The 21,073-nt window shown below is 66.6% G+C and carries 24 protein-coding genes and 4 tRNA genes; 15 read left to right on the top strand and 13 right to left on the bottom strand.

Going from position 1 to position 21,073, the window contains the following annotated elements:
- Positions 1–552: 552 nt before the first annotated feature.
- Complete coding sequence (locus A5695_RS21205) at positions 553–1,053, top strand: nitroreductase family deazaflavin-dependent oxidoreductase (RefSeq protein ID WP_068086750.1); 501 nt, start codon at positions 553–555, stop codon at positions 1,051–1,053.
- 67 nt (positions 1,054–1,120) lie between these two features.
- Here the strand turns inward: A5695_RS21205 and A5695_RS21200 are convergent, their stop codons facing one another.
- The 5 genes from A5695_RS21200 to A5695_RS21185 form a co-directional block, all read right to left on the bottom strand.
- Positions 1,121–1,960: an SDR family NAD(P)-dependent oxidoreductase gene (locus A5695_RS21200; protein ID WP_068086747.1), complete on the bottom strand. Its 840-nt coding sequence runs from the start codon at positions 1,958–1,960 to the stop codon at positions 1,121–1,123.
- A 463-nt stretch (positions 1,961–2,423) separates the two neighbouring features.
- On the bottom strand, positions 2,424–2,582 hold the full coding sequence (locus tag A5695_RS28755; RefSeq protein WP_156749782.1) for a hypothetical protein: 159 nt from the start codon (positions 2,580–2,582) through the stop codon (positions 2,424–2,426).
- Positions 2,583–2,695: 113 nt separating this feature from the next.
- A tRNA-Phe gene (locus tag A5695_RS21195) sits at positions 2,696–2,772 on the bottom strand.
- A gap of 26 nt (positions 2,773–2,798) precedes the next feature.
- Positions 2,799–2,875 (bottom strand) — tRNA-Asp (locus tag A5695_RS21190).
- Between the two features lie 29 nt (positions 2,876–2,904).
- Positions 2,905–2,977 (bottom strand) — tRNA-Glu (locus A5695_RS21185).
- 124 nt (positions 2,978–3,101) lie between these two features.
- On the opposite strand from A5695_RS21185, the gene A5695_RS21180 reads away from it, so the two are divergent.
- Positions 3,102–3,177: transfer RNA gene (locus A5695_RS21180), tRNA-Lys, on the top strand.
- A gap of 23 nt (positions 3,178–3,200) precedes the next feature.
- On the opposite strand, the gene A5695_RS21175 is transcribed toward A5695_RS21180, so the two are convergent.
- Complete coding sequence (locus A5695_RS21175; RefSeq protein WP_068086744.1) at positions 3,201–4,097, bottom strand: SAM-dependent methyltransferase; 897 nt, start codon at positions 4,095–4,097, stop codon at positions 3,201–3,203.
- 85 nt (positions 4,098–4,182) lie between these two features.
- On the opposite strand from A5695_RS21175, the gene A5695_RS21170 reads away from it, so the two are divergent.
- The 3 genes from A5695_RS21170 to A5695_RS27905 are packed head-to-tail and all read left to right on the top strand — an operon-like array spanning position 4,183 to position 5,375.
- The gene (locus tag A5695_RS21170) at positions 4,183–4,683 is read left to right on the top strand and encodes a nucleoside deaminase (RefSeq protein WP_068086739.1); all 501 of its coding nucleotides are present in this window, start codon (positions 4,183–4,185) and stop codon (positions 4,681–4,683) included.
- 45 nt (positions 4,684–4,728) lie between these two features.
- Entirely contained in the window at positions 4,729–5,139 is a 411-nt protein-coding gene (locus A5695_RS21165) for a metalloregulator ArsR/SmtB family transcription factor (protein WP_068086736.1), read from the top strand.
- Between the two features lie 32 nt (positions 5,140–5,171).
- Complete coding sequence (locus A5695_RS27905) at positions 5,172–5,375, top strand: zinc transporter Slc39a7 (RefSeq protein WP_082946217.1); 204 nt, start codon at positions 5,172–5,174, stop codon at positions 5,373–5,375.
- Between the two features lie 14 nt (positions 5,376–5,389).
- On the opposite strand, the gene A5695_RS21155 is transcribed toward A5695_RS27905, so the two are convergent.
- Positions 5,390–6,409 (bottom strand): oxygenase MpaB family protein, encoded by a 1,020-nt coding sequence (locus tag A5695_RS21155; protein ID WP_068086728.1) that lies wholly within the window; start codon positions 6,407–6,409, stop codon positions 5,390–5,392.
- A gap of 66 nt (positions 6,410–6,475) precedes the next feature.
- Here A5695_RS21155 and A5695_RS21150 point away from each other — a divergent pair, with 66 nt between their 5' ends.
- The 5 genes from A5695_RS21150 to phoU all read left to right on the top strand — a co-directional run bounded on the left by A5695_RS21150 (position 6,476) and on the right by phoU (position 12,389).
- Positions 6,476–7,081, top strand: a complete 606-nt coding sequence (locus A5695_RS21150) for a TetR/AcrR family transcriptional regulator (protein ID WP_068086726.1) — start codon at positions 6,476–6,478, stop codon at positions 7,079–7,081.
- A gap of 172 nt (positions 7,082–7,253) precedes the next feature.
- On the top strand, positions 7,254–8,276 hold the full coding sequence (locus tag A5695_RS21145; protein WP_068086724.1) for an acyl-ACP desaturase: 1,023 nt from the start codon (positions 7,254–7,256) through the stop codon (positions 8,274–8,276).
- A 7-nt stretch (positions 8,277–8,283) separates the two neighbouring features.
- On the top strand, positions 8,284–9,417 hold the full coding sequence (dusB, locus tag A5695_RS21140; protein WP_068086722.1) for a tRNA dihydrouridine synthase DusB: 1,134 nt from the start codon (positions 8,284–8,286) through the stop codon (positions 9,415–9,417).
- 222 nt (positions 9,418–9,639) lie between these two features.
- The gene (locus A5695_RS21135; RefSeq protein ID WP_068086719.1) at positions 9,640–11,664 is read left to right on the top strand and encodes an LCP family protein; all 2,025 of its coding nucleotides are present in this window, start codon (positions 9,640–9,642) and stop codon (positions 11,662–11,664) included.
- A 56-nt stretch (positions 11,665–11,720) separates the two neighbouring features.
- Entirely contained in the window at positions 11,721–12,389 is a 669-nt protein-coding gene (gene phoU / locus A5695_RS21130; RefSeq protein WP_068086716.1) for a phosphate signaling complex protein PhoU, read from the top strand.
- A gap of 9 nt (positions 12,390–12,398) precedes the next feature.
- On the opposite strand, the gene pstB is transcribed toward phoU, so the two are convergent.
- The 6 genes from pstB to A5695_RS21100 all read right to left on the bottom strand — a co-directional run bounded on the left by pstB (position 12,399) and on the right by A5695_RS21100 (position 18,158).
- Entirely contained in the window at positions 12,399–13,175 is a 777-nt protein-coding gene (pstB, locus tag A5695_RS21125; RefSeq protein WP_068086713.1) for a phosphate ABC transporter ATP-binding protein PstB, read from the bottom strand.
- Positions 13,176–13,188: 13 nt separating this feature from the next.
- Positions 13,189–14,103: a phosphate ABC transporter permease PstA gene (pstA, locus tag A5695_RS21120; RefSeq protein ID WP_068087059.1), complete on the bottom strand. Its 915-nt coding sequence runs from the start codon at positions 14,101–14,103 to the stop codon at positions 13,189–13,191.
- Positions 14,100–15,131 (bottom strand): phosphate ABC transporter permease subunit PstC, encoded by a 1,032-nt coding sequence (gene pstC, locus A5695_RS21115; RefSeq protein WP_369830220.1) that lies wholly within the window; start codon positions 15,129–15,131, stop codon positions 14,100–14,102. The genes pstA and pstC overlap by 4 nt, the downstream gene beginning before the upstream one ends.
- Positions 15,132–15,179: 48 nt before the next feature.
- The gene (gene pstS, locus A5695_RS21110) at positions 15,180–16,307 is read right to left on the bottom strand and encodes a phosphate ABC transporter substrate-binding protein PstS (protein ID WP_068086707.1); all 1,128 of its coding nucleotides are present in this window, start codon (positions 16,305–16,307) and stop codon (positions 15,180–15,182) included.
- A gap of 160 nt (positions 16,308–16,467) precedes the next feature.
- Complete coding sequence (gene mshD, locus A5695_RS21105; protein ID WP_068086704.1) at positions 16,468–17,385, bottom strand: mycothiol synthase; 918 nt, start codon at positions 17,383–17,385, stop codon at positions 16,468–16,470.
- Complete coding sequence (locus A5695_RS21100; RefSeq protein WP_067752184.1) at positions 17,382–18,158, bottom strand: response regulator transcription factor; 777 nt, start codon at positions 18,156–18,158, stop codon at positions 17,382–17,384. The genes mshD and A5695_RS21100 overlap by 4 nt, the downstream gene beginning before the upstream one ends.
- A gap of 175 nt (positions 18,159–18,333) precedes the next feature.
- On the opposite strand from A5695_RS21100, the gene lmeA reads away from it, so the two are divergent.
- From lmeA to A5695_RS21080, 5 genes are all read left to right on the top strand, one after another.
- On the top strand, positions 18,334–19,146 hold the full coding sequence (gene lmeA / locus A5695_RS21095) for a mannan chain length control protein LmeA (RefSeq protein ID WP_068086701.1): 813 nt from the start codon (positions 18,334–18,336) through the stop codon (positions 19,144–19,146).
- A 25-nt stretch (positions 19,147–19,171) separates the two neighbouring features.
- Positions 19,172–19,318 carry an Ms5788A family Cys-rich leader peptide gene (locus tag A5695_RS30370; protein WP_369830219.1) on the top strand — a complete coding sequence of 49 codons (147 nt, stop codon included), beginning with the start codon at positions 19,172–19,174 and terminating at the stop codon, positions 19,316–19,318.
- A 108-nt stretch (positions 19,319–19,426) separates the two neighbouring features.
- Entirely contained in the window at positions 19,427–19,897 is a 471-nt protein-coding gene (locus tag A5695_RS21090; RefSeq protein WP_068086699.1) for a DUF4395 domain-containing protein, read from the top strand.
- Positions 19,898–19,931: 34 nt separating this feature from the next.
- Positions 19,932–20,765, top strand: a complete 834-nt coding sequence (locus tag A5695_RS21085; RefSeq protein WP_068086698.1) for a sulfurtransferase — start codon at positions 19,932–19,934, stop codon at positions 20,763–20,765.
- 1 nt (position 20,766) lies between these two features.
- Positions 20,767–21,069, top strand: a complete 303-nt coding sequence (locus tag A5695_RS21080) for a DUF1416 domain-containing protein (protein ID WP_067269500.1) — start codon at positions 20,767–20,769, stop codon at positions 21,067–21,069.
- Positions 21,070–21,073: the final 4 nt, after the last annotated feature.

The raw sequence follows: 21,073 nt of genomic DNA, 5'->3' as shown, positions 1-21,073 counted from the left end.
CGTTGGTGCGCACAGTGGACGAGATGCTCGGCCATCGTGTCCTTCGCGGCGGCCGAATCAGACGGGTTGGCTCTCTTACCGCTTATCGAATCGGCACAGGGTATCGCCCGGCACGAGGAGATCGCGGGTTCGTCGGATCGTATCCGCGGACGCGGGCCTCACCCGCACCTTGGATGGCCCCTACGTCGACCTCGAGGACCACACCGGACTGCGACTGACGGCACGCCAGGCTCGACGTTTCGGCTCCGGTGGAATGCAGGTCATCCACCCAGCCAACTGGCGGCGGTGGCCGCCGGGCTGCCACCCACCGATGGATATCGCATGGGCACGCAACGTAGTCGGCGCTTTTCAAGCGGCCGAGACATCGGGCATTTCGTCGATCCGGCCGATGATGGAGTCTTCGTGGACCATCCGGTAGCCCAGAGGGCCGGGGCGCTCCTTCACGCGGCGTCGTCGGAGCCCGCCAGCTGACCCGCGCCGGACCGAGGCGCTTTGCGTCCGGAAAGCGCTATACCACTGTGTACAGACCCCGACCTCGGGTTGAATACCGCTATGCCAGCAGGTTCTTTCGACGACGCCAACGTGTTTTATCGCGCGATGCGCGCCGTGGCCGTCACCAAGGCGGGCCGCGTGGTCTTCCGGCCGACGGCACACCACCTGGATCAGATCGTCAGCAAGCTCACCGGCGGCAAGCGCAGCTTCGCCGGTATCGCGGCCGGTCTGCCGACGGTCATCCTGACCACCACTGGCGCGAAGTCCGGCAAGCCCCGCACCGTAGCGCTTTTAGGCATTCCGCATCCTGAGGGCGTAGCGGTCGTCGCGAGCAACTATGGCGCTGCTAAACACCCGAGCTGGTATCACAACCTCAAGGCCGACCCGGCGGCCAAGGTGACGATCGACGGGGATACCTGGGACGCTACCGCCCGCCTCGCCACACCCCGTGAGCGCGAAGAGATCTGGGCGAAAGGCATCGAAATCTTCCCCGGCCTCACCAAGGAGCAGACGTGGGCCGGCGACCGCCACATCGAGGCCTTTGTTCTCCAGCGACCCTGAAGAACGCGGGGCTGCCCACGCGCCTCGCAAACCGCAGGGGTGCGCGACGCCGTGGGTTGTTTCGCCATTAGATGTCTGGTGCGTCGGCTTGGCTGCTCGGATGTTTGTGCCAGTCGCAGCCGGTCAGTTTGGCGGAAAGTTCCCACAGCCGGCCGGCCATCGCCGGGTCCCGAGCGTTCTTGCGGGGCTGGATCAGCTTAGGTTCGCCCCACTGGTTGAAGCGGGGCGCGAGGTAGGTTCCGCTGGGTAAGGCCGTCGTGACCGCCTGGATAGTGGCGCGCGCGGCGTTGGCCGGGCTCTGTCCGAGATGCCCGAGCAGGTGCTCACCCAGCCAGTGCAAGCCGCCGGTGCTGTCTCGGGTGATGTCGCTTGCCGCCATTCCCGGATCGGACGCGTAGGCGCGGACGCCGCGCCGGGCCAACTCGTTGATGAAGAGCATGTTGGCCAGCTTGGATTGCGCATAGGCAGCCCACATCGAGTACTTGCGGGTGCGCCAGTTCAGGTCCTCGAGATGGATGTGGCCCAAGACATAGAGGGCGCTGCTCACTGAGACCACCCGGTCGGTGATCTTGTCGCCGAGATGGCAGGTCAATGCGAAGTGGCCAAGGTGATTAGTTCCCATGTGCGCCTCGAAGCCATCGGCGGTGCGGGCGAGCGGCAGACCCAGCACGCCCGCGTTGTTCACCAAAACATCAACGCTTTCCACCGAGTCGGCGAAAGCACGCACACTTCTCAGGTCGGCCAAATCGAGATGGCGCACCTCAATGTCACCTGACATCTCGGCGGCGGCGCGTTCGCCCTTTGCGATGGTTCTACAGGCAATCACCACGCAGTGACCGGCGGTGGCCAGCGCGGCGGCGGTCGCTTTACCGACGCCGCTGTTGCCGCCGGTCACGATGATCCTCATGAGACCCACCTCTCGCGTCGCGCTCGACTATCCCACCTCGTCAGGTCAGCGGCGCGAGTGTTCGACTACTCGATTAGGCGGCTACCAAGGTTCGCACGGGGTGCCCATTGAACTTCCGCACACAACACCGCGATCAAGGCGAGATCTACCAGACTGCGATGTGGGCGTGAGCGTATTCGGCAGCCTCGTATTCGGCGGGCGGGACGGAGTCGAGCACGCCGCGCAGGCGGCGGTTTTGTATCAGTCGACCCATTCCATCGTCGCGTAGTCGACGTCATCGAGGGTCACTGGTGGCCCGAATCGGATCGGGCTGTCCGATCTGATCGCTTCGGTCTTGAACAGCCCGACCGTTCTCCGCGAGCGCGTTGTCGTAGGCATAGACGACGGTGCCGATCGATTCCGCAATCCCTTCCAGGACAAGGGTTTCTCCGAATGTGATGGACGTTTATCGCGAGCCTGCATCCTAGTGGTGGTGAATCAACCCAGCCTCGACCGTTCGGCGATGGTGGTCACGGCGCCACAACGCCATCTTCAACGTGGTGGTGGCTATCGCGGGGTCCTTGGTTCTGGCGACCTGCCAGCCCACGATCGCTCGGGAGAAGCGGTCAATCACCGCCCGCATCTGACGCAGAGTTGGCAGCGACGGCACCTCATTTTTGGCCCCATCGCCAAGTCCGAATCGGAACGACGAGTGCGTAGACAGCGCGAATAGGGACGCCGAACTGCACAGATACTTGGTGGCCAGGGGCGGGATCGAACCGCCGACCTTCCGCTTTTCAGGCGGACGCTCGTACCGACTGAGCTACCTGGCCGGAAGGCATGAAGTGCCTCGCCGAGTTGGCGACCCTGACGGGACTCGAACCCGCGACCTCCGCCGTGACAGGGCGGCGCGCTAACCAACTGCGCCACAGGGCCTTGCTGCTGCTCCGCGTCACCGCGTCGCGTACCCCCAACGGGATTCGAACCCGTGCTACCGCCGTGAAAGGGCGGCGTCCTAGGCCACTAGACGATGGGGGCCAGAACCGAATCACTCCGGGGTACTCGCAACGAGGTTTCGTTAGGAGCCACGTCAGCTTAGGTCACCGCGGGCCCAATCCTCAAACGAGCCCCGTTTGGGGCCCAAGTATCCTGAATCTCCGCGGCCCCTATAGCTCAGTTGGTAGAGCTACGGACTTTTAATCCGCAGGTCCTAGGTTCGAGTCCTAGTGGGGGCACCAAGGCGTCAGTGGCGCGGCGCTCATCATCCGAGCACCGCGCTGCTGTAGGTCACATCCGCGAAGGCCTGGGCGACCTCGTCGTCGGCATAGGCGAAGCCGTTGGCCACGTGCAATTCGGCGGCCGTCCGCGACGATGCCCGCCAGCCGCGCTGGCTCAGGTGATCGATGATGTGGCTGCGCTCGCCGTGATAGACCAGGTCGTTGAAGTCGACCTCCAACCCGAGCTCGCTCATCCGGTCGTGGTGCGCCCGCCACCGCGGGTGGGCGAAAATCGCGGTGTCGGGGACGAAGTCGAAGGCCAGGCGGCTGCCCGGAGCACTCAAGGCGGTGATGTTGTCGAACAGCGCGCCCTGGGCGGCCTCGGGCAGATACACCAAGAGGCCCTCGGCACTCCACACCGACGGCGCCTGCGGATCGAAGCCGGCGCCGAGCAGCGCTGCCTCCCAGTCGTCGCGCAGGTCGACGGCCACCGCCCGCCGCTCGGCGGTCGGCTCGGCGCCCAAGTCTTCGAGGGTCAGCGTCTTGAACTCGATCACCTCCGGCATGTCGACCTCGTAGACGACGGTGCCCGCCGGCCAGGGCAGCCGGTAGGCGCGCGTGTCCAGGCCCGACGCCAGAATCACGACTTGACCGATGCCAGTCCGCGTCGTTTCCAGGAAGAAGTCGTCGTAAACCCTTGTGCGATAGGCCATCCCCCGCGCCATTCGCTGGGGGTCGAATTCGGAAGCCCCGCCGGTCGGGATGTCGCCGTTCACCAGGCGGACGTACACGTCGATACCGACGGCGCGCACCAGCGGCGCCGCGTACGGGTCATCGATCAGCCTCGCGTCAGACGACAGGGCCCGCTGCGCCGCGACCATCGTCGCCGTCGCGCCCACGCTGGTCGCCAAATCCCAACGATCACGATCGGTGCGCGCCATGGTGCTCCCTCGTCCAACCGAATTAGATAGACAATCTAGTCAGCATGGCAAGGCCGATTCCACCCGCTGCACTACCCTGCGACCTGTGACCGACTTCGCCCGACGGACGATCGATCTGGCCCGCCGAAACGTCGTGGAGGGCGGCCGTCCGTTCGCCACCGTGATCGTCCAGGACGGCGAGGTGCTCGCCGAGAGCGCCAACAAAGTCGCGCAGACGAACGACCCGACCGCCCACGCCGAGATCCTGGCCATCCGCGAGGCGTGCATAAAGTTGGGCACCGAGCACTTGGTCGACAGCACGATCTACGTCATGGCGCATCCGTGCCCGATGTGCCTGGGGTCTCTGTACTACTGCTCACCCAAGGAAGTGGTCTTTCTGATCACCCGCGAGGCGTACGAGGAGTACTACCTCGACGACCGCAAGTACTTCGAGGTGTCCACCTTCTACGACGAATTCGCCAAGAGCTGGGATCAGCGACGCCTGCCCATGCGCTACCAGCCCCACGCGGCGGCGGTGGACGTCTACCGGTTCTGGAACCAGCGCAACGGCGGTCAGCGCAGGTCCACGGTGGTTCCCTCGCCCTGACCCGTCGAGGTTGGCAGCGGGGCCTATGTTGATTAATATTTGCGTATGCATGCAGATAGTAGTGCAGGCCGCTTGCCCGACGATCAGACCAGTCTGGTGGTCGAGATCTTCCGGATGCTGGCCGACGCCACCCGCGTGCAGGTGCTGTGGGCACTGACCGAGCGCGAGATGTCGGTCAACGAGCTCGCAGAACACGTGGGCAAGCCGGCGCCGTCGGTCTCCCAGCACCTGGCGAAGCTGCGGATGGCGCGGCTGGTCCGCACCCGCCGCGAGGGAACGACGATCTTCTACAGCCTCGAGAACGACCACGTCCGGCAGCTCGTCATGGACGCCGTCTTCAACGCCGAGCACGCCGGGCCCGGCGTGCCCGGTCATCACCGCGGGGACGGCGGCCTGAAGGCAGTCGGCGCAGCAGTGCAACCGCCGACTCGGCGGCCTAGCGGCACCAAAAAGTGATTACGCAACCAATCAAATAAGGAGAATTACCGATGGCCGAGCAGCACACCCACGACCAGCCTCACGCGCACGAACATGACCATGGCGGCGTGACCCACGCGCATGCGCACACCGCGCACGAGCATGACCACGTCCAGCACGAGCACCACCACAGCCACGCCGACGGCACCGAGCACAGCCATCAGCACGTGCACCAAGCCGGCGTTGAGGACGTTCACGGCCACACCCACGCATAACGCGGGCGGCTCGTTCAGGAGATCACTGGGCAGTAATGCTTCGGGTCGCCGCGCTCATCCACGGGCGGGAGGTTGCGTGCCGGCGTCTGGGGCAGCGGCGCGTCGGCAGGGATGCGCCCGGATGCGCGGTCGAGGCCGGCCCGGGCCCGCGGGTGCTTGCGATACCGAGGCGGCACAAACGCGAAGACCAGCCGCACGAGATTGCCGAAGCGACGGTGCAGCCACTCGTCGCGGCCGGACCACTGGAAGCCCAACCGTTCGCGAACGGCCGGGTGATAGAAGCCGACCGTGAGCCAGACGAAGAACGGCCGCGAGAGCCTCGTCAGGCCGCCCCACAGCCAATCCGGGAGCCAGGGAGCGATCGGCAGCTTGTCATAGATGGTCAGATCGAGCACCGCCCGAGTCGCGTAATTGTCCTCTAATACGTTGCGGCACATGTGATCCCAGTAGGCCTGGAACTCTTCCCAGGTCTTGGGCACCGGGCGCATGCTCATGCCGTACATCCGGTACCACTGAATGTGTTCGTCGAAGAGTTGGCGCTTGTCCGCCTCCGTTAGACCGCCGCCGAACCGTTCGGCCACCAGGATTGTGCCCATGAAGAACGTGGAGTGTGCCCAATAAAAGACGTCGGGATTCAGTGCGTGGTACCGACGTCCCTGGTCATCCACGCCCTTGATGTCGGTGTGGTAGTCGCGGACCTCGGCACCCGTCGTCGGAGCGCGGTCTCCGTCGAAGACCACCCCGCCGATCGGGTACAGCGACCGCATCACCCGCGGCAAGGGTTCGGTGAAGAACGTCGAGTGTTGCTCCACCGCGGCGCCCAACTGCGGGTGCATGTTCTGCATCGATCCCGCGAACGGGCCCTGCAGCATGCCGCGCCAATCACCGAAGTACCGCCACGTCAGCGAGTCGGGCCCGAGCGGGAGCGGTGGCGCCTCGTAACCCGGGGGCGATACCGGGCAGCCGGTGGCCACCGTGGACGGACCCGATTCGTCGCTGGTCAGCGGCCGGGGTCCGGACGTATGTTGGGTCACTATTGGATTCCTGTAGGTATCTGCAAAACTGACTACACGCGTTGTCAGTTCTAGCTTAGGAGCGATGTGCAGTCCGGTCAACGACGGGGCCGGTGGACCGGCGTCCCCCTGGGGGATCGCCTGACCCTCCGTCGCGACAACCTCATCGCCGCCGGCGTGCAATTGCTCGGCAGCGGCAGCCGGCCCGCGCTGACCGTGCGCGCGGTATGCCGCAAGGCCGCCCTGACCGAGCGGTACTTCTACGAAAGCTTCTCGGACCGCGACGAGTTCGTGCGCGCGGTCTACGACGACGTGTGTACGCGGGCGATGAACACGCTCACTTCGGCGAATACCCCGCGGGACGCAGTCGAAAAGTTTGTCGAGCTGATGGTCGACGATCCGGTCCGGGGGCGCGTGCTGTTGCTGGCGCCTGCGGTCGAACCGATCCTGACCCGGTCGGGCGCGGAGTGGATGCCCAACTTCATCGAACTGCTGCAGCGCAAGCTGTCGCGGATCGGCGACCCGGTGCTGGAGAAGATGATCGCCACCAGCCTGATCGGCGGCCTGTCGAGCCTATTCACCGCGTACCTCAACGGGCAGCTCGGCGCGACACGCAACCAATTCATCGACTACTGCGTCAACATGCTGTACATCACGGCCGCGCCGTACGTGCCCGCCCCCGACCTGGGCTAGCGCGATCGCCCGTTTATCGACTGCGCCCCTGCGGCAACCCTTACGACCGGAGCCCACCGCCCCAAATGTGGCATCTAACCGTTACGCGGCGCGCGGCAAGGCGCCTTGATGCTACTGGGATACACAGATATATTGACTGCTACCCGTCGACACAGATAACTGGAGGGCCTTCATGTCAGCCGAGCTGACAAACCTACAGCTGCTGCACGAGCTCGAACCGGTGGTCGAGAAGTGCCTCAACCGGCACGAGAGCATGCACAAGAACTGGAACCCGCACGACTACATCCCGTGGTCGGACGGAAAGAACTTCTACGCGCTGGGCGGGCGGGACTGGCACCCCGAGGAAAGCCAGCTCTCTGACCTCGCCCAGGTGGCGATGGTGCAGAACCTGATGACGGAAGACAACCTGCCGTCATACCACCGCGAGATCGCGATGAACTTCGGCCTCGACGGCGCCTGGGGCCAGTGGGTCAACCGTTGGACCGCCGAGGAAAACCGACACGGGATCGCGCTGCGCGACTATCTAGTAGTGACCCGTGCGGTGGATCCCGTCGAGCTGGAGAAACTGCGCATCGAGGTGGTGAACCGCGGTTTCAGCCCCGGCCAGAACCAGCAGGTCCGCGCCGACCTGTTCGCCGAGAGCCTGTTCGACTCCGTCATCTACGTGACCTTCCAGGAGCTGGCGACCCGCATTTCGCACCGCAATACCGGCAAGGCCTGCAACGAGACCATCGCCGACCAGTTGCTGGCGAAGATCTCCGCCGACGAGAACCTGCACATGATCTTCTACCGCGACGTCAGCGACGCCGGGTTCTCCGCCTCCCCCAACCAGGCGATGAAGTCGTTGCATAAGGTGCTGCGGAATTTCCAGATGCCCGGTTACCAGGTGCCCGAGTTCCGGCGCAAGGCCGTCTTCATCGCCGTCGGCGGGGTGTACGACCCCCGCATTCACCTCGACGACGTCGTCATGCCGGTCCTGAAGAAATGGCGCATCTTCGAGCGCGAGGACTTCACCGGTGAGGCGGCGGCGATGCGCGACGACCTCGCCCTGCTGATCAAGGAACTCGAGCAGGCCTGCGACAAGTTCGAGATCTCGAAGCAGCGCCAGCTCGAGCGTGAGGCCCGCACCGGCAAGAAGACCACCGCATTCGAGTTGCACCAAACCGCCGGCAAGCTGGCTATGAGCCGCCGGTAACCCAACGTTGCGCATCGGTCCCATCACGCTTGCCAGCCCGGTGGTGCTGGCCCCGATGGCGGGCGTGACCAACGTCGCATTCCGGACGCTGTGTCGTGAGCTGGAACGGTCGAAGGTCGGCACCGTCAGCGGGCTCTACGTCTGCGAAATGGTGACGGCGCGCGCTCTCGTCGAGCGCCACCCGGTCACCATGCACATGACCACGTTCGCCCCCGACGAGTCGCCGCGCTCGCTGCAGCTCTACACGGTCGATCCGGCGACGACGTACGACGCCGCCAAAATGATCGTCGACGAGGGCCTGGCCGACCACATCGACATGAATTTCGGCTGCCCGGTGCCCAAGGTCACCAAGCGCGGCGGCGGCGCCGCGCTGCCCTACAAGCGGCGCCTTTTCGGCCAGATCGTCGCGGCGGCCGTCCGCGCCACCGAGGGCTCCGCAGTGCCGGTGACCGTCAAGTTCCGCGTCGGCATCGACGATGAGCACCACACGCACCTCGACGCCGGTCGCATTGCTGAAACCGAGGGAGCCGCCGCGGTCGCGCTGCATGCCCGCACCGCGGCGCAGCGTTACTCCGGTACCGCCGACTGGGAACAAATCGCGCTGCTCAAGCAACACGTGACGACGATTCCGGTGCTGGGTAACGGCGACATCTACGACGCCAGTGACGCGCTGGCGATGATGGCCAAGACCGGCTGCGACGGCGTCGTCATCGGCCGCGGGTGCCTGGGCCGGCCCTGGCTTTTCGCCGAACTCTCAGCCGCGTTCACCGGCAGTCCGGCCCCCACCCCGCCCACGCTGGGCGAAGTCGCCGACATCGTCCGCCGGCACGGGCGGTTGCTGGCCGCGCATTTCGGTGAGGACAAGGGCATGCGCGACATCCGCAAGCACATTGGCTGGTACCTGCACGGTTTTCCGGCCGGTTCGGAACTGCGCCGCGCGCTGGCGATGGTCAAGACGCTGGACGAACTCGATGCTCTGCTAAGCCAATTGGACGGCGCGGTGCCCTTCCCCGACGCGGCCGGCGGCCCCCGGGGCCGGCAGGGGTCAGCTGCCCGGGTTGCGCTGCCCGAAGGCTGGCTGACGGACCCCGACGACTGCGCCGTGCCGGCCGGCGCCGACGTGATGCACTCCGGCGGCTGAACGACCGCTCGAAATCGCGTCCGGAGCGATAACTCAGTACGATGTGGGCCTTGCTGCATTGCGCGTTCTGCGGCGGCCGGTAACGCGCCGCCGCGCGAGCGCGACAAAGGAGTGCGACCCCAGGGTGGTACGAGCCGCAGCGCCGCCAACGCCCGAGCGCTGGGACGGCATTGCGCACGGCCACGCTGAGATCCGCATCAGAGCTTCGGAGGCCGGTAGGACATGAGTGACGCCGAGGACGACGCCACTCGCGGCGCTCAGCGCGCCGCGCTGGGCGCCGCCCCGTGGGAGCGGTTCTCGGAGCCCCCGTCCGACTACAGCGTGCACCTATGGCAGACCGATTCCGCCGTCGAGACCCTCCAGCCCTCAGCAGCCGACGACGAGGGATCCGGGTCCCACACCGGCGGCGGGGTCAGCGTCGCCGACCTGATCGCCAAGCTCGGCGCCCCATCGACCGGTCGGTCCACGCACCGCCGCGCCGAACCGGAGCCCGATGCAGCCGAGGCTGAATCGGACCTGCCGGTCGAGTTGCAGCAGACCCAGGTGATCGAGGACCTGGCCTACTCGCTCGGCGCGGTCTCGGAACTTCCGGACCTTGAGGCCGGCGACCGCCGAAACGGCGACGGGCCGGCAGCCGAGGAGACTCCCGACGCGCACGCGCGTAGACCGCGCCGCCGCTACCGCCCGATGCTGCTGGCCGCCCGCTCAGTGGCGGCACTGTTCGCCGTGCTGGCCGTGGCGTTGACCGGCGGGGCGTGGCAGTGGAGCACGTCCAAGAACGCCCGGCTCAACACCATCAGCGCCCTCGACCAGGGATCGGATGACATTCGCGACCGCAGCGGGCAATACGGTGACGAAGACTTCTTGATCGTCGGCATGGACTCGCGCGCGGGCGACAACGCCAACATGGGCGCCGGTGATACCGAAGACGCGGGCGGCGCGCGATCGGACACGGTGATGCTGGTCAACATCCCGGCCAACCGCAAGCGGGTGGTGGCGGTCTCGTTCCCCCGCGACCTGGCGATCACCCCGATACAGTGCGAGGCATGGAACCCGGACACCGGTAAGTACGGGCCCCTCTACGACGCGAAGACCAAGACATGGGGCTCCAAGATGGTCTATACGGAGACCAAACTGAACTCGGCGTTCGCCTTCGGCGGCCCGAAGTGTCTGGTCAAGGAGATCCAGAAACTGTCCGGGTTGAGCATCAACCGCTTCATCGCCGTCGACTTCGCCGGGTTCGCCAAGATGGTCGACGCTCTGGGCGGCGTCGAGGTGTGCTCGAAATCCGCGCTGCACGACTATGAGCTGGGCACAGTGCTCGAGCACGGCGGCCGCCAAGTGCTCGACGGCCCGACCGCCCTTAATTACGTCCGGGCCCGCCAGGTCACCACCGAAACCAACGGGGACTACGGCCGGATCAAACGCCAGCAGCTGTTCCTGTCGTCGCTGCTGCGCTCGCTGATCTCCGAGGACACGTTGCTCGACCTGAACAAGCTCAACAACGTCGTCAACATGTTCATCAGCGACACCGTCGTCGACAACGTGCAGTCGAAGGACCTGATCCAGCTCGGCCAGTCGTTGCAGGGGATGGCGGCCGGGCACGTCACCTTCGTCACGGTGCCGACCGGCGTGACCGACCAGAACGGCGACGAACCGCCGCGCATGGCCGACATGCGGGCACTGTTCGACGCCATCATCAACGACGATCCGCTGCCCGAGGAAAACGACCAGAACGCAAAGAATTTGGGGGCGTCCGACAAATCGGGTCAGACGAAGGCGCCCGCCACCAAGCCATCGCCGGCCCCCACCGCGGCCCCGGAGGCCCGACACGAGCAGGTGACCACCACCACGCCGGGCGATGTCACGGTGCGGGTGTCCAACGCGACGACGCAGAGCGGCCTGGCCACCACGGCGACCAGCCAGCTCAAGCGCAACGGCTTCAACGTGATGACGCCGGACGACTATCCGAGCCCGGTCAACACGACGACGGTGTTGTTCTCGGCGGGCAACGAGCAGGCCGCGGCGACCGTCGCGTCCTCTTTCGTTAATGCGAAGGTTCAGCGGATTTCCGGCTACGGACAGGTGGTTCAGGTGGTGCTCGGACCCGACTTCAAATCCGTCGCCACCCCACAGCCGAGCGGTTCGTCGATCAGCCTGCAGATCGAACGCGGGTCGGGCAGCGCGCCGGCCAAGCTCCCCGAGGACCTGACCGTCACCAACGCTGCCGATACCACCTGCGAGTAGGCGCTTTTGGGCGCTCCGCCACCCGTTTTCGGCGCCGAGAACGTAGGCTTGGCGATATGCGGACCGCCTACCATGAGCAGCTCTCGGAGTTATCCGCGCAGCTCGGCGAGATGTGCGGGCTGGCGGGTATCGCCATGGAGCGGGCCACCCAAGCCCTGTTGCAGGCCGATCTCGTGCTGGCCGAGCAAGTGATTTCCGACCACGAAAAGATCGCCACGCTCAGCGCCCGCGCCGAGGAGAGCGCCTTCGTGCTGCTCGCTTTGCAGGCACCGGTCGCCGGTGATCTGCGGTCCATAGTGAGCGCGATCCAGATGGTGGCCGATATCGACCGGATGGGCGCGCTGGCCCTGCACGTCGCGAAGATCGCGCGCCGCAGGCATCCCCAGCACGCGCTCCCCGAAGAGGTCAATGGCTATTTCGCCGAAATGGGCCGTGTCGCAGTCGAATTGGGTAACAGTGCGCAAGAGGTGGTGATGTCCCGCGATCCGGAGAAGGCCGCCCGGATTCGCGAAGAGGACGACGCGATGGACGATCTGCACCGCCACCTGTTCTCGGTGTTGATGGACCGCGAATGGAAGTATGGGGTGGCGGCCGCGGTCGACGTCACCCTGCTCGGCCGGTTCTACGAGCGCTTCGCCGACCATGCCGTCGAAGTGGCCAGGCGCGTCATCTTCCAGGCGACCGGAAAGCTCCCCGAAGAGGAATCGAAACCGGCACCCCAGTAGGCGACCGGGTCAGCCGAAGCGGCCAGAGATGTAATCCTCCGTCGCCTTCTGGCTGGGGTTGGAAAATATCTTTTCGGTGTCGTCGACCTCGATCAACCGCCCCGGCTTGCCGACGGCCTCCAGGTTGAAGAACGCGGTGTAGTCGCTGACCCGGGCCGCCTGCTGCATGTTGTGGGTGACGATGACGATGGTGTAGTCCTGCTTGAGCTCGCTGATCAGTTCCTCGATGGCCATCGTCGAGATCGGGTCCAGCGCGGAACACGGCTCGTCCATGAGCAGCACATCGGGCTGCACGGCGATCGCGCGCGCGATACACAAGCGCTGTTGCTGACCGCCGGACAACCCACCGCCCGGCCTGTCCAACCGGTCCTTGACCTCATCCCACAGGTTCGCCCCGCGCAGCGAGTACTCGGCCGTCTCGTCGAGCACCTTGCGATTGCGCACCCCCTGCAGCTTCAAACCGGCCACCACGTTGTCGCGAATCGACATGGCGGGGAACGGGTTCGGCCGCTGGAACACCATCCCGATCGCACGGCGCACACCGACCGGGTCAACTCCGGCGCCGTAGATGTCCTCGTCGTCGAGCAGCACGCTGCCCTCAACCCGTCCGCCGGGGACCACCTCATGCATCCGGTTGAGCGTGCGCAGCACCGTCGTCTTGCCACAACCTGACGGGCCGATGAATGCCGTGACGCTGCGCGGCAGGATCGACAACGTCACATCCGCGACCGCGTGAAACGCACCGTAGTAGATGTTGACGGCTTTGAGGTCCAACCGTTTGGCCACTTACTGCTCCTGCCTATGACTTTTTGGCGCCAAGGGATCTGGTTATCACTCGGGCCCCGACATTGATTGTGGCGATCACCAGGATGAGGGTCAGGGCGGCACCCCACAACCGATCCGTCGGGACCGGGCTCACGCCCGCGCCGGCGCTGGTCTGGTTGTACATCATGCCGGGAAGCGTCCCCATGAAGCCACTGAAGATGTCGAAGTTCATAGACTGCGCGTAGCCGACCAGGATCAGCAACGGGGCCGTCTCGCCCATCACCCGGGCCGTCGCCAGCAGGATGCCGGTGATGATGCCCGACAGCCCGGTGGGGATCACCACCCGCAGGATCGTCTTCCACTTCGGTACGCCCAGCGCGTAGCTGGCTTCGCGCAGATCAACCGGGACGATTCGAAGCATCTCCTCGGTCGCTCGCACGATTACCGGGAGCATCAACAGGACCAATGCCAGCGATACCGCAAACTCGGATCGGGGAAGGCCCAGCGTCGCCACGAACAGGGCGTAGATGAACAACGCCGCCACGATCGACGGCACCCCGCTCAGGATGTCGACCATGAACGAGGCCAGCCTGCCCAGTGCCGTGCCACCGCCGTATTCGGCCAGATAGATGGCGAGCATGACGCCGACCGGGATCGAGATGAGCGCGCACACCACTCCCTGCAACACCGTGCCCACGATCGCGTGATAGGCGCCCCCGCCGGCCACGAAGGCCGTCATGCCCGCTTGCGAGTGCGTCCACCACACGGTCGATGCGACCGCCTTGGCCCCCTTGGCGACCACCGAGTACAGCACCAACAGCAGGGGCGTCACCGCGATCACCATCGACAGCGAAACCAGCGCCAGCGCAACGTGATCCGCGGCCCGCCGGCGCCGGCTGGGCCGCGAGAACGTGCGCGGCTTCAGCGGGCGGTCCAGCATCGAGGTCATCGGCCGCCCCATCGGGTACCGGCGGCGGCGCCCCGCGCCAGAGCGTCGACCAGGAAGGTGAGCACGAAGAGCGCCAGCCCCGCGGCGATGTACGCGCCGGCCTTGTATCGGTCATCGAATTGGGCGGCGGTCCCCGCGATCTTGGTCGCGACGGTCGAGCCTCCATCGAACAGCGACCAGCCAAACATTGCCTGGGTGCCGCGCAGGATGATCAGCAGCGCGACGGCCTCCCCCAGGGCGCGGCCCAGCCCCAGCACCGCCGCGCTGATATAGCCCGACCGCCCGAACGGCAGCACGATCGTCTTCACCACTTCCCAACGGGTGGCGCCGAGCGCCAGCACGCCCTCGATCTGCTCCCGCGGTGTCTGGATGAACACTTCGCGGGTCACGGCGGTGATGATCGGCAGGATCATCACCGCCAGGACGATGCCGCCGGTGAAGATGGTGCCGCCGCCGGCCACCGAGGTGTTGCCGTGGGCGAACAGGAAACACCAGCCCAGCGATCGGTTCAGCCAGGTGGCCACCGGGCGCAGCTGCGGCTCCAGCACATAAAGGCCCCACGCACCGTAGATGATGGACGGAACCCCGGCCAGCAGATCAACGGCGTAGGCCAGCGGGCCGGCCGCGCGCCGCGACGAGTATTGCGTGATGAAGATGGCGACGCCCAGCGCGACCGGCATCGCCAGCAGTAACGCGAACGCCGACACGAATACGGTGACCTTCAGCAGATCAGAGATGCCGAAGTGCATCGCCGCGGTATCGGTGGTGACCCAGTTGCCGCCGTAGCTGAAGAAATTCTCTCGATTGCGCTGCAACGCCGGTATCGCACGCAACAGCAGGAATCCGCCGATTGCGCCGATCACGGCCACGATCAGCAAGCCCGAACCGTTGGCGAGCCAACGGAAAGCCCGATCCCCGACGTGCGGCCGGGCCTGTCCCCACGGGCTGATCGGTACCAGCGGGGCCTCGGGGAAGGGCGCGGCCACGGTGGCGCCCGAACCGGCGTCGGCGGGGTTTGGCGTGGTCACTGTGATCCCGGCACAGTTCTGTCGCTCCTTAAGGCCGGGGCCACTTGGTCACTGCAGGGCGTTTATCGCGGCGACCAGCCGCTCTTTGACCTTATCGGGCAGGGGAACGTAGCCGGCCGTCGGAAGGTCGGCCTGCCCGCTGCCGGCGGCCACCGTGAGAAACGATTTGATCGCACCGGCGGTGTCCGCGTCGGAGCTCTTCGAGCACACGATCTCGTAGGTCGCCAGGACCAACGGGTAGGACCGCGGGTCCTGGGAGCTGTACATCGAATTCAGGTCGAGCACCATGTCGTTGCCATCGCCGACGAAATTCGCCGCCCGCACGGCGTTTCCGGCGGTCTCGTTGGTGAGCGGGATGACGCCACCCTTGTTGGTGCCGATCTGGGCGTAGGGCAGGCCGGCCTGGTCCGCGAAGCCCTTCTCGACGTAGCCGACGGCGCCCGGGGTGGTCCGCACGGCCTGCACGACACCGGCCGACTTGGTGGCCCCTTCGCCGACCCCGCCCTGGAATTCGGTACCCACGCCCTTGGTCCAGCTCTGCGGCGCGGCGGCCGTCAGGAATTTCTGCACGTTGTCGGTGGTCCCCGACGAGTCCGTCCGGTAGATCGGCGTGATCTTGGTGTCGGGCAGCACGACGGCGGGATTGAGCGCCGCCAGGATCGGGTCATTCCAGACCGTGATCCGCCCGCTGAAGATCTTGGCCAGCGCGTCACTGCTGACCACCAGCGCAGGCACCCCTGCGAGGTTGTAGACCAGGGCGATCGGCCCGAACACCAGCGGCAGGTCCCACGCCGGGTTTCCGTCACAGCGTGCGGAGGCCGGACCGATCTGGTCCGCGGCCAGCGGGGAATCGGCACCCGCGAAGTCGACATGGCCGGCGATGAACTGCTCGCGCCCGGCGCCGGAACCGGTCGGGTTGTACGACACGCTCTTGCCCGGGCAGTACTGGCCCCAGACCTGGTTGAACAATGCCATCGCGTTCTGTTGAGCCGTAGAGCCCTCCGCCGTCAGCTTGTTCTTACCGCCGCATCCCGCCGTGCCCGTCGGCCCCGAGAGGGCCGCCGGCGACGCCCCGCGGCGGTTCTGGTCGCTGCCGCAGCCGGTGATTGTGCCGCTGCCGAGCGCCACAGCCACGACCAGCGCGGCCAGCGCTCTACCTCCCCTGTCGAGCCTCACCGATCTCGCTTCCTGACGCGTTGTCCTGCCCGCGTGCCGCCGGCCGTCTCCCAAGAGGTTGCCAGGTCGTCGCGAAAATATGCTCCGGCGCAGCCCACGGCACCCTCTCCCTAGCAAGCGCAGGTGAACGGCCGGGGTACGCGCCCCTGCCCGCGCATTGTCAGCCGGCCGAAGCGACCGCGTAGGCGGTGTCCACGCTGTGGGTGGTGAAGCCCAGGCGCTGGTAGGTGCGCACCGCTGCGCGGTTGTCGGACTCCACGTAGAGCAGCACGGTCGGTTCCGCCGAGCCGGCCAACCGATCCGCCAGCGACTCGATGCCGATGGCCGTCAGCATCTGCCCCATGCCCCGGCCCTGCGCGGCGGGGTCGACCCCCACGACGTAGACCTCCCCCAGGCCGGGCTGATCGGGATGCACCTTGGTCCAGTGGAAGCCCAGCAGCTTGCCCGCCTGACCGGTGTCGGAGTCGTCGAACGCCAGGAACAGACCGGCGGGGTCGAACCAGGATTCGTCCCGCCGCTCGGCCAGCTGGACTTCGGTCCAGCCGCCCTGTTCGGGGTGCCCGGCGAAGGCGGCGTTGTTGACGCGCAGCAGCTCGGCGTCGTCCGAGGTGCCCGCGTAGGTGCGGACCCGCACCCCGGGCACGGGGCGCACCAGGTCATGGGTGTCGCGCAGCGTGCGTCGCATCTGCAGCAGCTCGCGGACGGGAACCAGACCGAGCGCGGCGGCGGTGGCCCGGGCCGGTTCGAGCGTGCCGTGCGCCCAGAACCGGTTGCGCCCGGCGGTCTCGGCCAACGCCGCGCGCGCCAGCGCCGTCCCGAAACCACGCCGCCGGGCGCGGGGATGCACCACCAGTTCCGCCATCGCCGCGCCGGGGTCGCGCGACAGATTCAGGTAGCCGACGACGACTCCGTCGGTCCCGGGGCTGAGCAGGTGCCCGGTGCGGTCGTGCGGCAGCTCGCGCAGCACTTGTTCACCGACAGGCGCGACGCCATCGAATTCGGTTGCGGCCGTGATGAGTTCGCGCACCTGCCGTTGCTCGTCTGCGGTCAGCGTCGAGCGCCAGACGGGCGCGGTCACTGACTGCGCAACGGGTCGCCCAGCGGCTGTTGCAAATCCTCGGAGTCGGACTCGATGTCGTCGGCGGGCTCGTCCTCAGCCGAGTCCGCGATCGGCGCGCGTCCGCGTGCCGGCCGGACCGCCTTGTAGCCGACGTTGCGGACGGTGCCGATCAAGGCCTCGTATTCGGGGCCGAGTTTGGCGCGCAGGCGACGCACGTGCACGTCGACGGTGCGGGTGCCGCCGAAGAAGTCGTATCCCCACACCTCGTGCAACAGCTGCGCACGGGTGAAGACGCGACCGGCGTGCTGGGCCAGATATTTGAGCAGCTCGAACTCTTTGTAGGTCAGGTCGAGCGGGCGGCCCCGCAATCTCGCGGTGTAGGTGCCCTCGTCGATCACCAGCTCGCCCAGGCTCACCTTGCCGGCACTTTCCTGATCGGCCAGCCCGCCACGGCGGCCCACAACCAGTCGCAGCCGGGCGTCGATCTCGGCGGGCCCGGTGCTCGGCAACAGGATCTCGTCCAGCCCCCAGTCCGCGCTGACCGCCACCAACCCGCCTTCGCTCACAATGGCCAGGACCGGGACGGAACGGCCGGCGGTGCTCAGCAGGCGGCAAAGGCCGCGCGCCGACGACAAGTCGGTGCGCGCATCCACCAGTACCGCGTCCGCTGTCCCGGCCTCGAGCAACGAGGATGGTTCCGCCGGCGCCGTCCGGACGGCGTGGGGAAGCAGCGACAACGATGGCAGGACCGGGTCGGGATGCAGCTCCGAGGTCAGCAGTAATAGCTCCAACTAGCCCCTCCAGCTCGGGGAACGGCACCTTCACAACTCGCAACGCAACAACGCGTTAGTTGCCAGGTCATCTAACGATAACTTGCCACCTGCCACTCTGGTGCGGCGACGGCGCAGTGTGAGCGCCAACACCGGGGCGGTCGCCGACAGTTCGGGCGCAGGATTACGCGACAATATGCGGGTGCGCAAGGTGGCGGTGGCGGTGGCGGCGGCGGGGATCGCCGTGGCCGTGGTGGTGGCCGGCGCGGTCGCCATCGACTACGGGAGCAGCATCTACGCCGAATACCGGCTGTCGTGCAGCGTGCGTAAAGCGGCCAATTTGCGGTCCGACCCGTTCGTGGCGATCGTGGCGTTCCCCTTCATCCCCCAGGCGATGCGCGACCACTACAACCAGCTGGAGATCAAGGCCAACGCCGTCGACCACGCGACGGTCGGCAAGGCCACCCTCGAAGCCACGATGTACTCGGTCGACCTGAGCCACGCGTCGTGGCTGATCGGGCCGGAAGCCAAGCTGTCGGTGGGCAAGCTGGAAAGCCGCGTCATCATCGACTCGACGCACCTGGGCCGGTACATGGGCATCAGCGATCTGATGGTCGAGGCGCCGCCCAAGGAAACCAACACCGCCACCGGTGGCGTCACCGCGTCGGGCATCTCCGACAGCCACGGTGTGGTGTTCAGCGGCACCCCACACTCGGCCAACTTCGAACACCGGGTCAGCGTCTCCGTGGACCTCTCCATCGCCCCGGACGACCCGGCGACGCTGGTGATCACCCCGACCGGCGTCCTGACCGGGGCGGACACCGCGGACCAAACGGTTCCGGATGACAAGCGGGACGCGGTGCTGCGGGCATTCACGGCCCGGCTGGCCAACCAGCGGCTTCCATTCGGGGTGGCACCCAAGACCGAGGGGGCGCGCGGCTCCGACATCATCATCGAAGGCATCAGCTACGGGGTCACCGTCAACCTGGACGGCTTCAGGCAGTCGTGAGCCGGCCGGCGCCGCGGCCCGCGGTATGCGCGGCGATTGCCGTAAATTTGATCGCCGTCTCTCATTCGGTAAGCTTGCCGACGTGCTAGCCCGCCTTGAGCCTCTGCTCACCCAACGCCGCGCAGTCGACCTGTGCCGCACCGCGGGCTGTTGCTGTCGCTGTAGCTGCTGAGTCGCCGCGCGCTTTCGCGTAAGCACTCGGAGCAACCCCGGGACGTTACCGAGGCCCGTCTCCCGTCGTTCGTTCCCATAAGCAACAGGCGTATCCAGGAGTAGTACCGTGCCGAGCAGCAACACCACAACCCAGCCGGACATCGTCGACGTGCGTGGTCCCAGGTTCGCCGCCTGGGTGACGACCGCGGTCCTGGTCATCACCCTCGCCGTGTCCGCCGTCAGCCCGCTGGCGGCGGCCGTCGTTCTCGGCGTGCAGGCCATCATCTTCGCGATCGGCGCCGCCGGCGGCCCGCGCAGGCACCCGTACGGGCGCATATTCGCCCGCTTCGTGGCGCCCCGCCTCGGCCCTGTCGAGGAACGCGAACCGGTCGCACCGCTGAAGTTCGCCCAACTCGTCGGCCTGATCTTCGCGGTCGTCGGCGTCGTCGCGTTCGCCGCGGGTGCCTTTTTGGTCGGCGTCGTCGCCACCGCCGCGGCACTCACCGCCGCCTTCCTGAATGCGGCCTTCGGCATCTGCCTGGGCTGCCAGCTCTACCCGCTGGTCGCGCGCTTCCGAAGCGCCGCGCGCAACGCATGACCCGTTTTTAGAAAGCGATCGAAAGGATCACCGCATGGCACGCTCCGACGTCCTGGTCTCCGCGGACTGGGCCGAGAGCAATCTCGACGCCGCCGGTGTCGTCTTCGTGGAAGTCGACGAGGACACCAGCGCATACGACACCGGCCACATCCCCGGCGCGATCAGGCTGGACTGGCGCTCCGACCTGCAGGACCCGGTCAAGCGGGACTTCGTCGACGCGCAGCAATTCTCGAAACTGCTCAGCGAGCGAGGCGTCGCCAATGACGACACGGTGATCCTCTACGGCGGCAACAACAACTGGTTCGCCGCCTACGCCTACTGGTACTTCAAGCTGTACGGGCACGACAAGGTCAAGCTGCTCGACGGCGGCCGCAAAAAGTGGGAACTCGACGGGCGCGAACTGTCCAGCGACACCGTCAGCAGGCCGGCCACCTCGTACACCGCGGCCGCGCCGGACAACACCATCCGCGCGTTCCGCGACGAGGTCATCGCGGCCATCAACACCAAGAATCTCGTCGACGTGCGTTCGCCCGACGAGTTCTCGGGCAAGATCTTGGCGCCGGCGCACCTCCCGCAGGAGCAGAGCCAGCGGCCCGGCCACATTCCCGGGGCGATCAACGTGCCGTGGAGCAAGGCGGCCAACGAGGACGGCACGTTCAAGTCCGACGAGGATCTGGCCAAGCTGTACGCCGACGCCGGGTTGGACGGCTCCAAGGAAACGATCGCGTATTGCCGGATCGGTGAGCGGTCTTCGCATACCTGGTTCGTGCTCCGGGAATTACTCGGCCACGAGAACGTCAAGAACTACGACGGAAGTTGGACGGAATACGGCTCCCTGGTGGGTGCCCCGATCGAGTTGGGAAGCTGATATGTGCTCTGCCCCGAAACAAGGAGTGACGTTGCCCGCCAGCGTCGACTTGGAGAAGGAAACGGTGATCACAGGCCGCGTCGTCGACAGCGATGGCCAGGCGGTGGGCGGCGCGTTTGTCCGCCTGCTCGACTCGTCGGACGAGTTCACCGCCGAGGTCGTCGCGTCAGCCACGGGCGACTTCCGGTTCTTCGCGGCGCCGGGGTCCTGGACGCTGCGGGCGCTGTCGGCCTCCGGCAACGGGAACGCCGTGGTGAGCCCGTCGGGCGCCGGCATCCACGAGGTGGACGTCAAAATCGCCTGAGGCC

The organism is Mycobacterium sp. E1747 (assembly GCF_001667775.1).
Lineage (GTDB): Bacteria > Actinomycetota > Actinomycetes > Mycobacteriales > Mycobacteriaceae > Mycobacterium.
The sequence above is the reverse complement of the archived record's forward strand: the minus strand, read 5'-3'. Positions and strand labels throughout refer to the sequence as shown.

Bases quoted from the DNA above. Each gene is read 5' to 3' on its own strand.
- A5695_RS28755 (WP_156749782.1), bottom strand. From the start codon at position 2,582: ATGCGGGCGGTGATTGACCGCTTCTCCCGAGCGATCGTGGGCTGGCAG.
- A5695_RS21205 (WP_068086750.1), top strand. From the start codon at position 553: ATGCCAGCAGGTTCTTTCGACGACGCCAACGTGTTTTATCGCGCGATG.
- phoU (WP_068086716.1), top strand. From the start codon at position 11,721: ATGCGGACCGCCTACCATGAGCAGCTCTCGGAGTTATCCGCGCAGCTC.
- A5695_RS21165 (WP_068086736.1), top strand. From the start codon at position 4,729: ATGCATGCAGATAGTAGTGCAGGCCGCTTGCCCGACGATCAGACCAGT.
- A5695_RS21085 (WP_068086698.1), top strand. From the start codon at position 19,932: ATGGCACGCTCCGACGTCCTGGTCTCCGCGGACTGGGCCGAGAGCAAT.
- pstA (WP_068087059.1), bottom strand. From the start codon at position 14,103: ATGACCTCGATGCTGGACCGCCCGCTGAAGCCGCGCACGTTCTCGCGG.
- lmeA (WP_068086701.1), top strand. From the start codon at position 18,334: ATGCGGGTGCGCAAGGTGGCGGTGGCGGTGGCGGCGGCGGGGATCGCC.
- A5695_RS27905 (WP_082946217.1), top strand. From the start codon at position 5,172: ATGGCCGAGCAGCACACCCACGACCAGCCTCACGCGCACGAACATGAC.
- A5695_RS30370 (WP_369830219.1), top strand. From the start codon at position 19,172: ATGCGCGGCGATTGCCGTAAATTTGATCGCCGTCTCTCATTCGGTAAG.
- A5695_RS21080 (WP_067269500.1), top strand. From the start codon at position 20,767: ATGTGCTCTGCCCCGAAACAAGGAGTGACGTTGCCCGCCAGCGTCGAC.
- A5695_RS21175 (WP_068086744.1), bottom strand. From the start codon at position 4,097: ATGGCGCGCACCGATCGTGATCGTTGGGATTTGGCGACCAGCGTGGGC.
- A5695_RS21145 (WP_068086724.1), top strand. From the start codon at position 7,254: ATGTCAGCCGAGCTGACAAACCTACAGCTGCTGCACGAGCTCGAACCG.
- A5695_RS21200 (WP_068086747.1), bottom strand. From the start codon at position 1,960: ATGAGGATCATCGTGACCGGCGGCAACAGCGGCGTCGGTAAAGCGACC.
- A5695_RS21135 (WP_068086719.1), top strand. From the start codon at position 9,640: ATGAGTGACGCCGAGGACGACGCCACTCGCGGCGCTCAGCGCGCCGCG.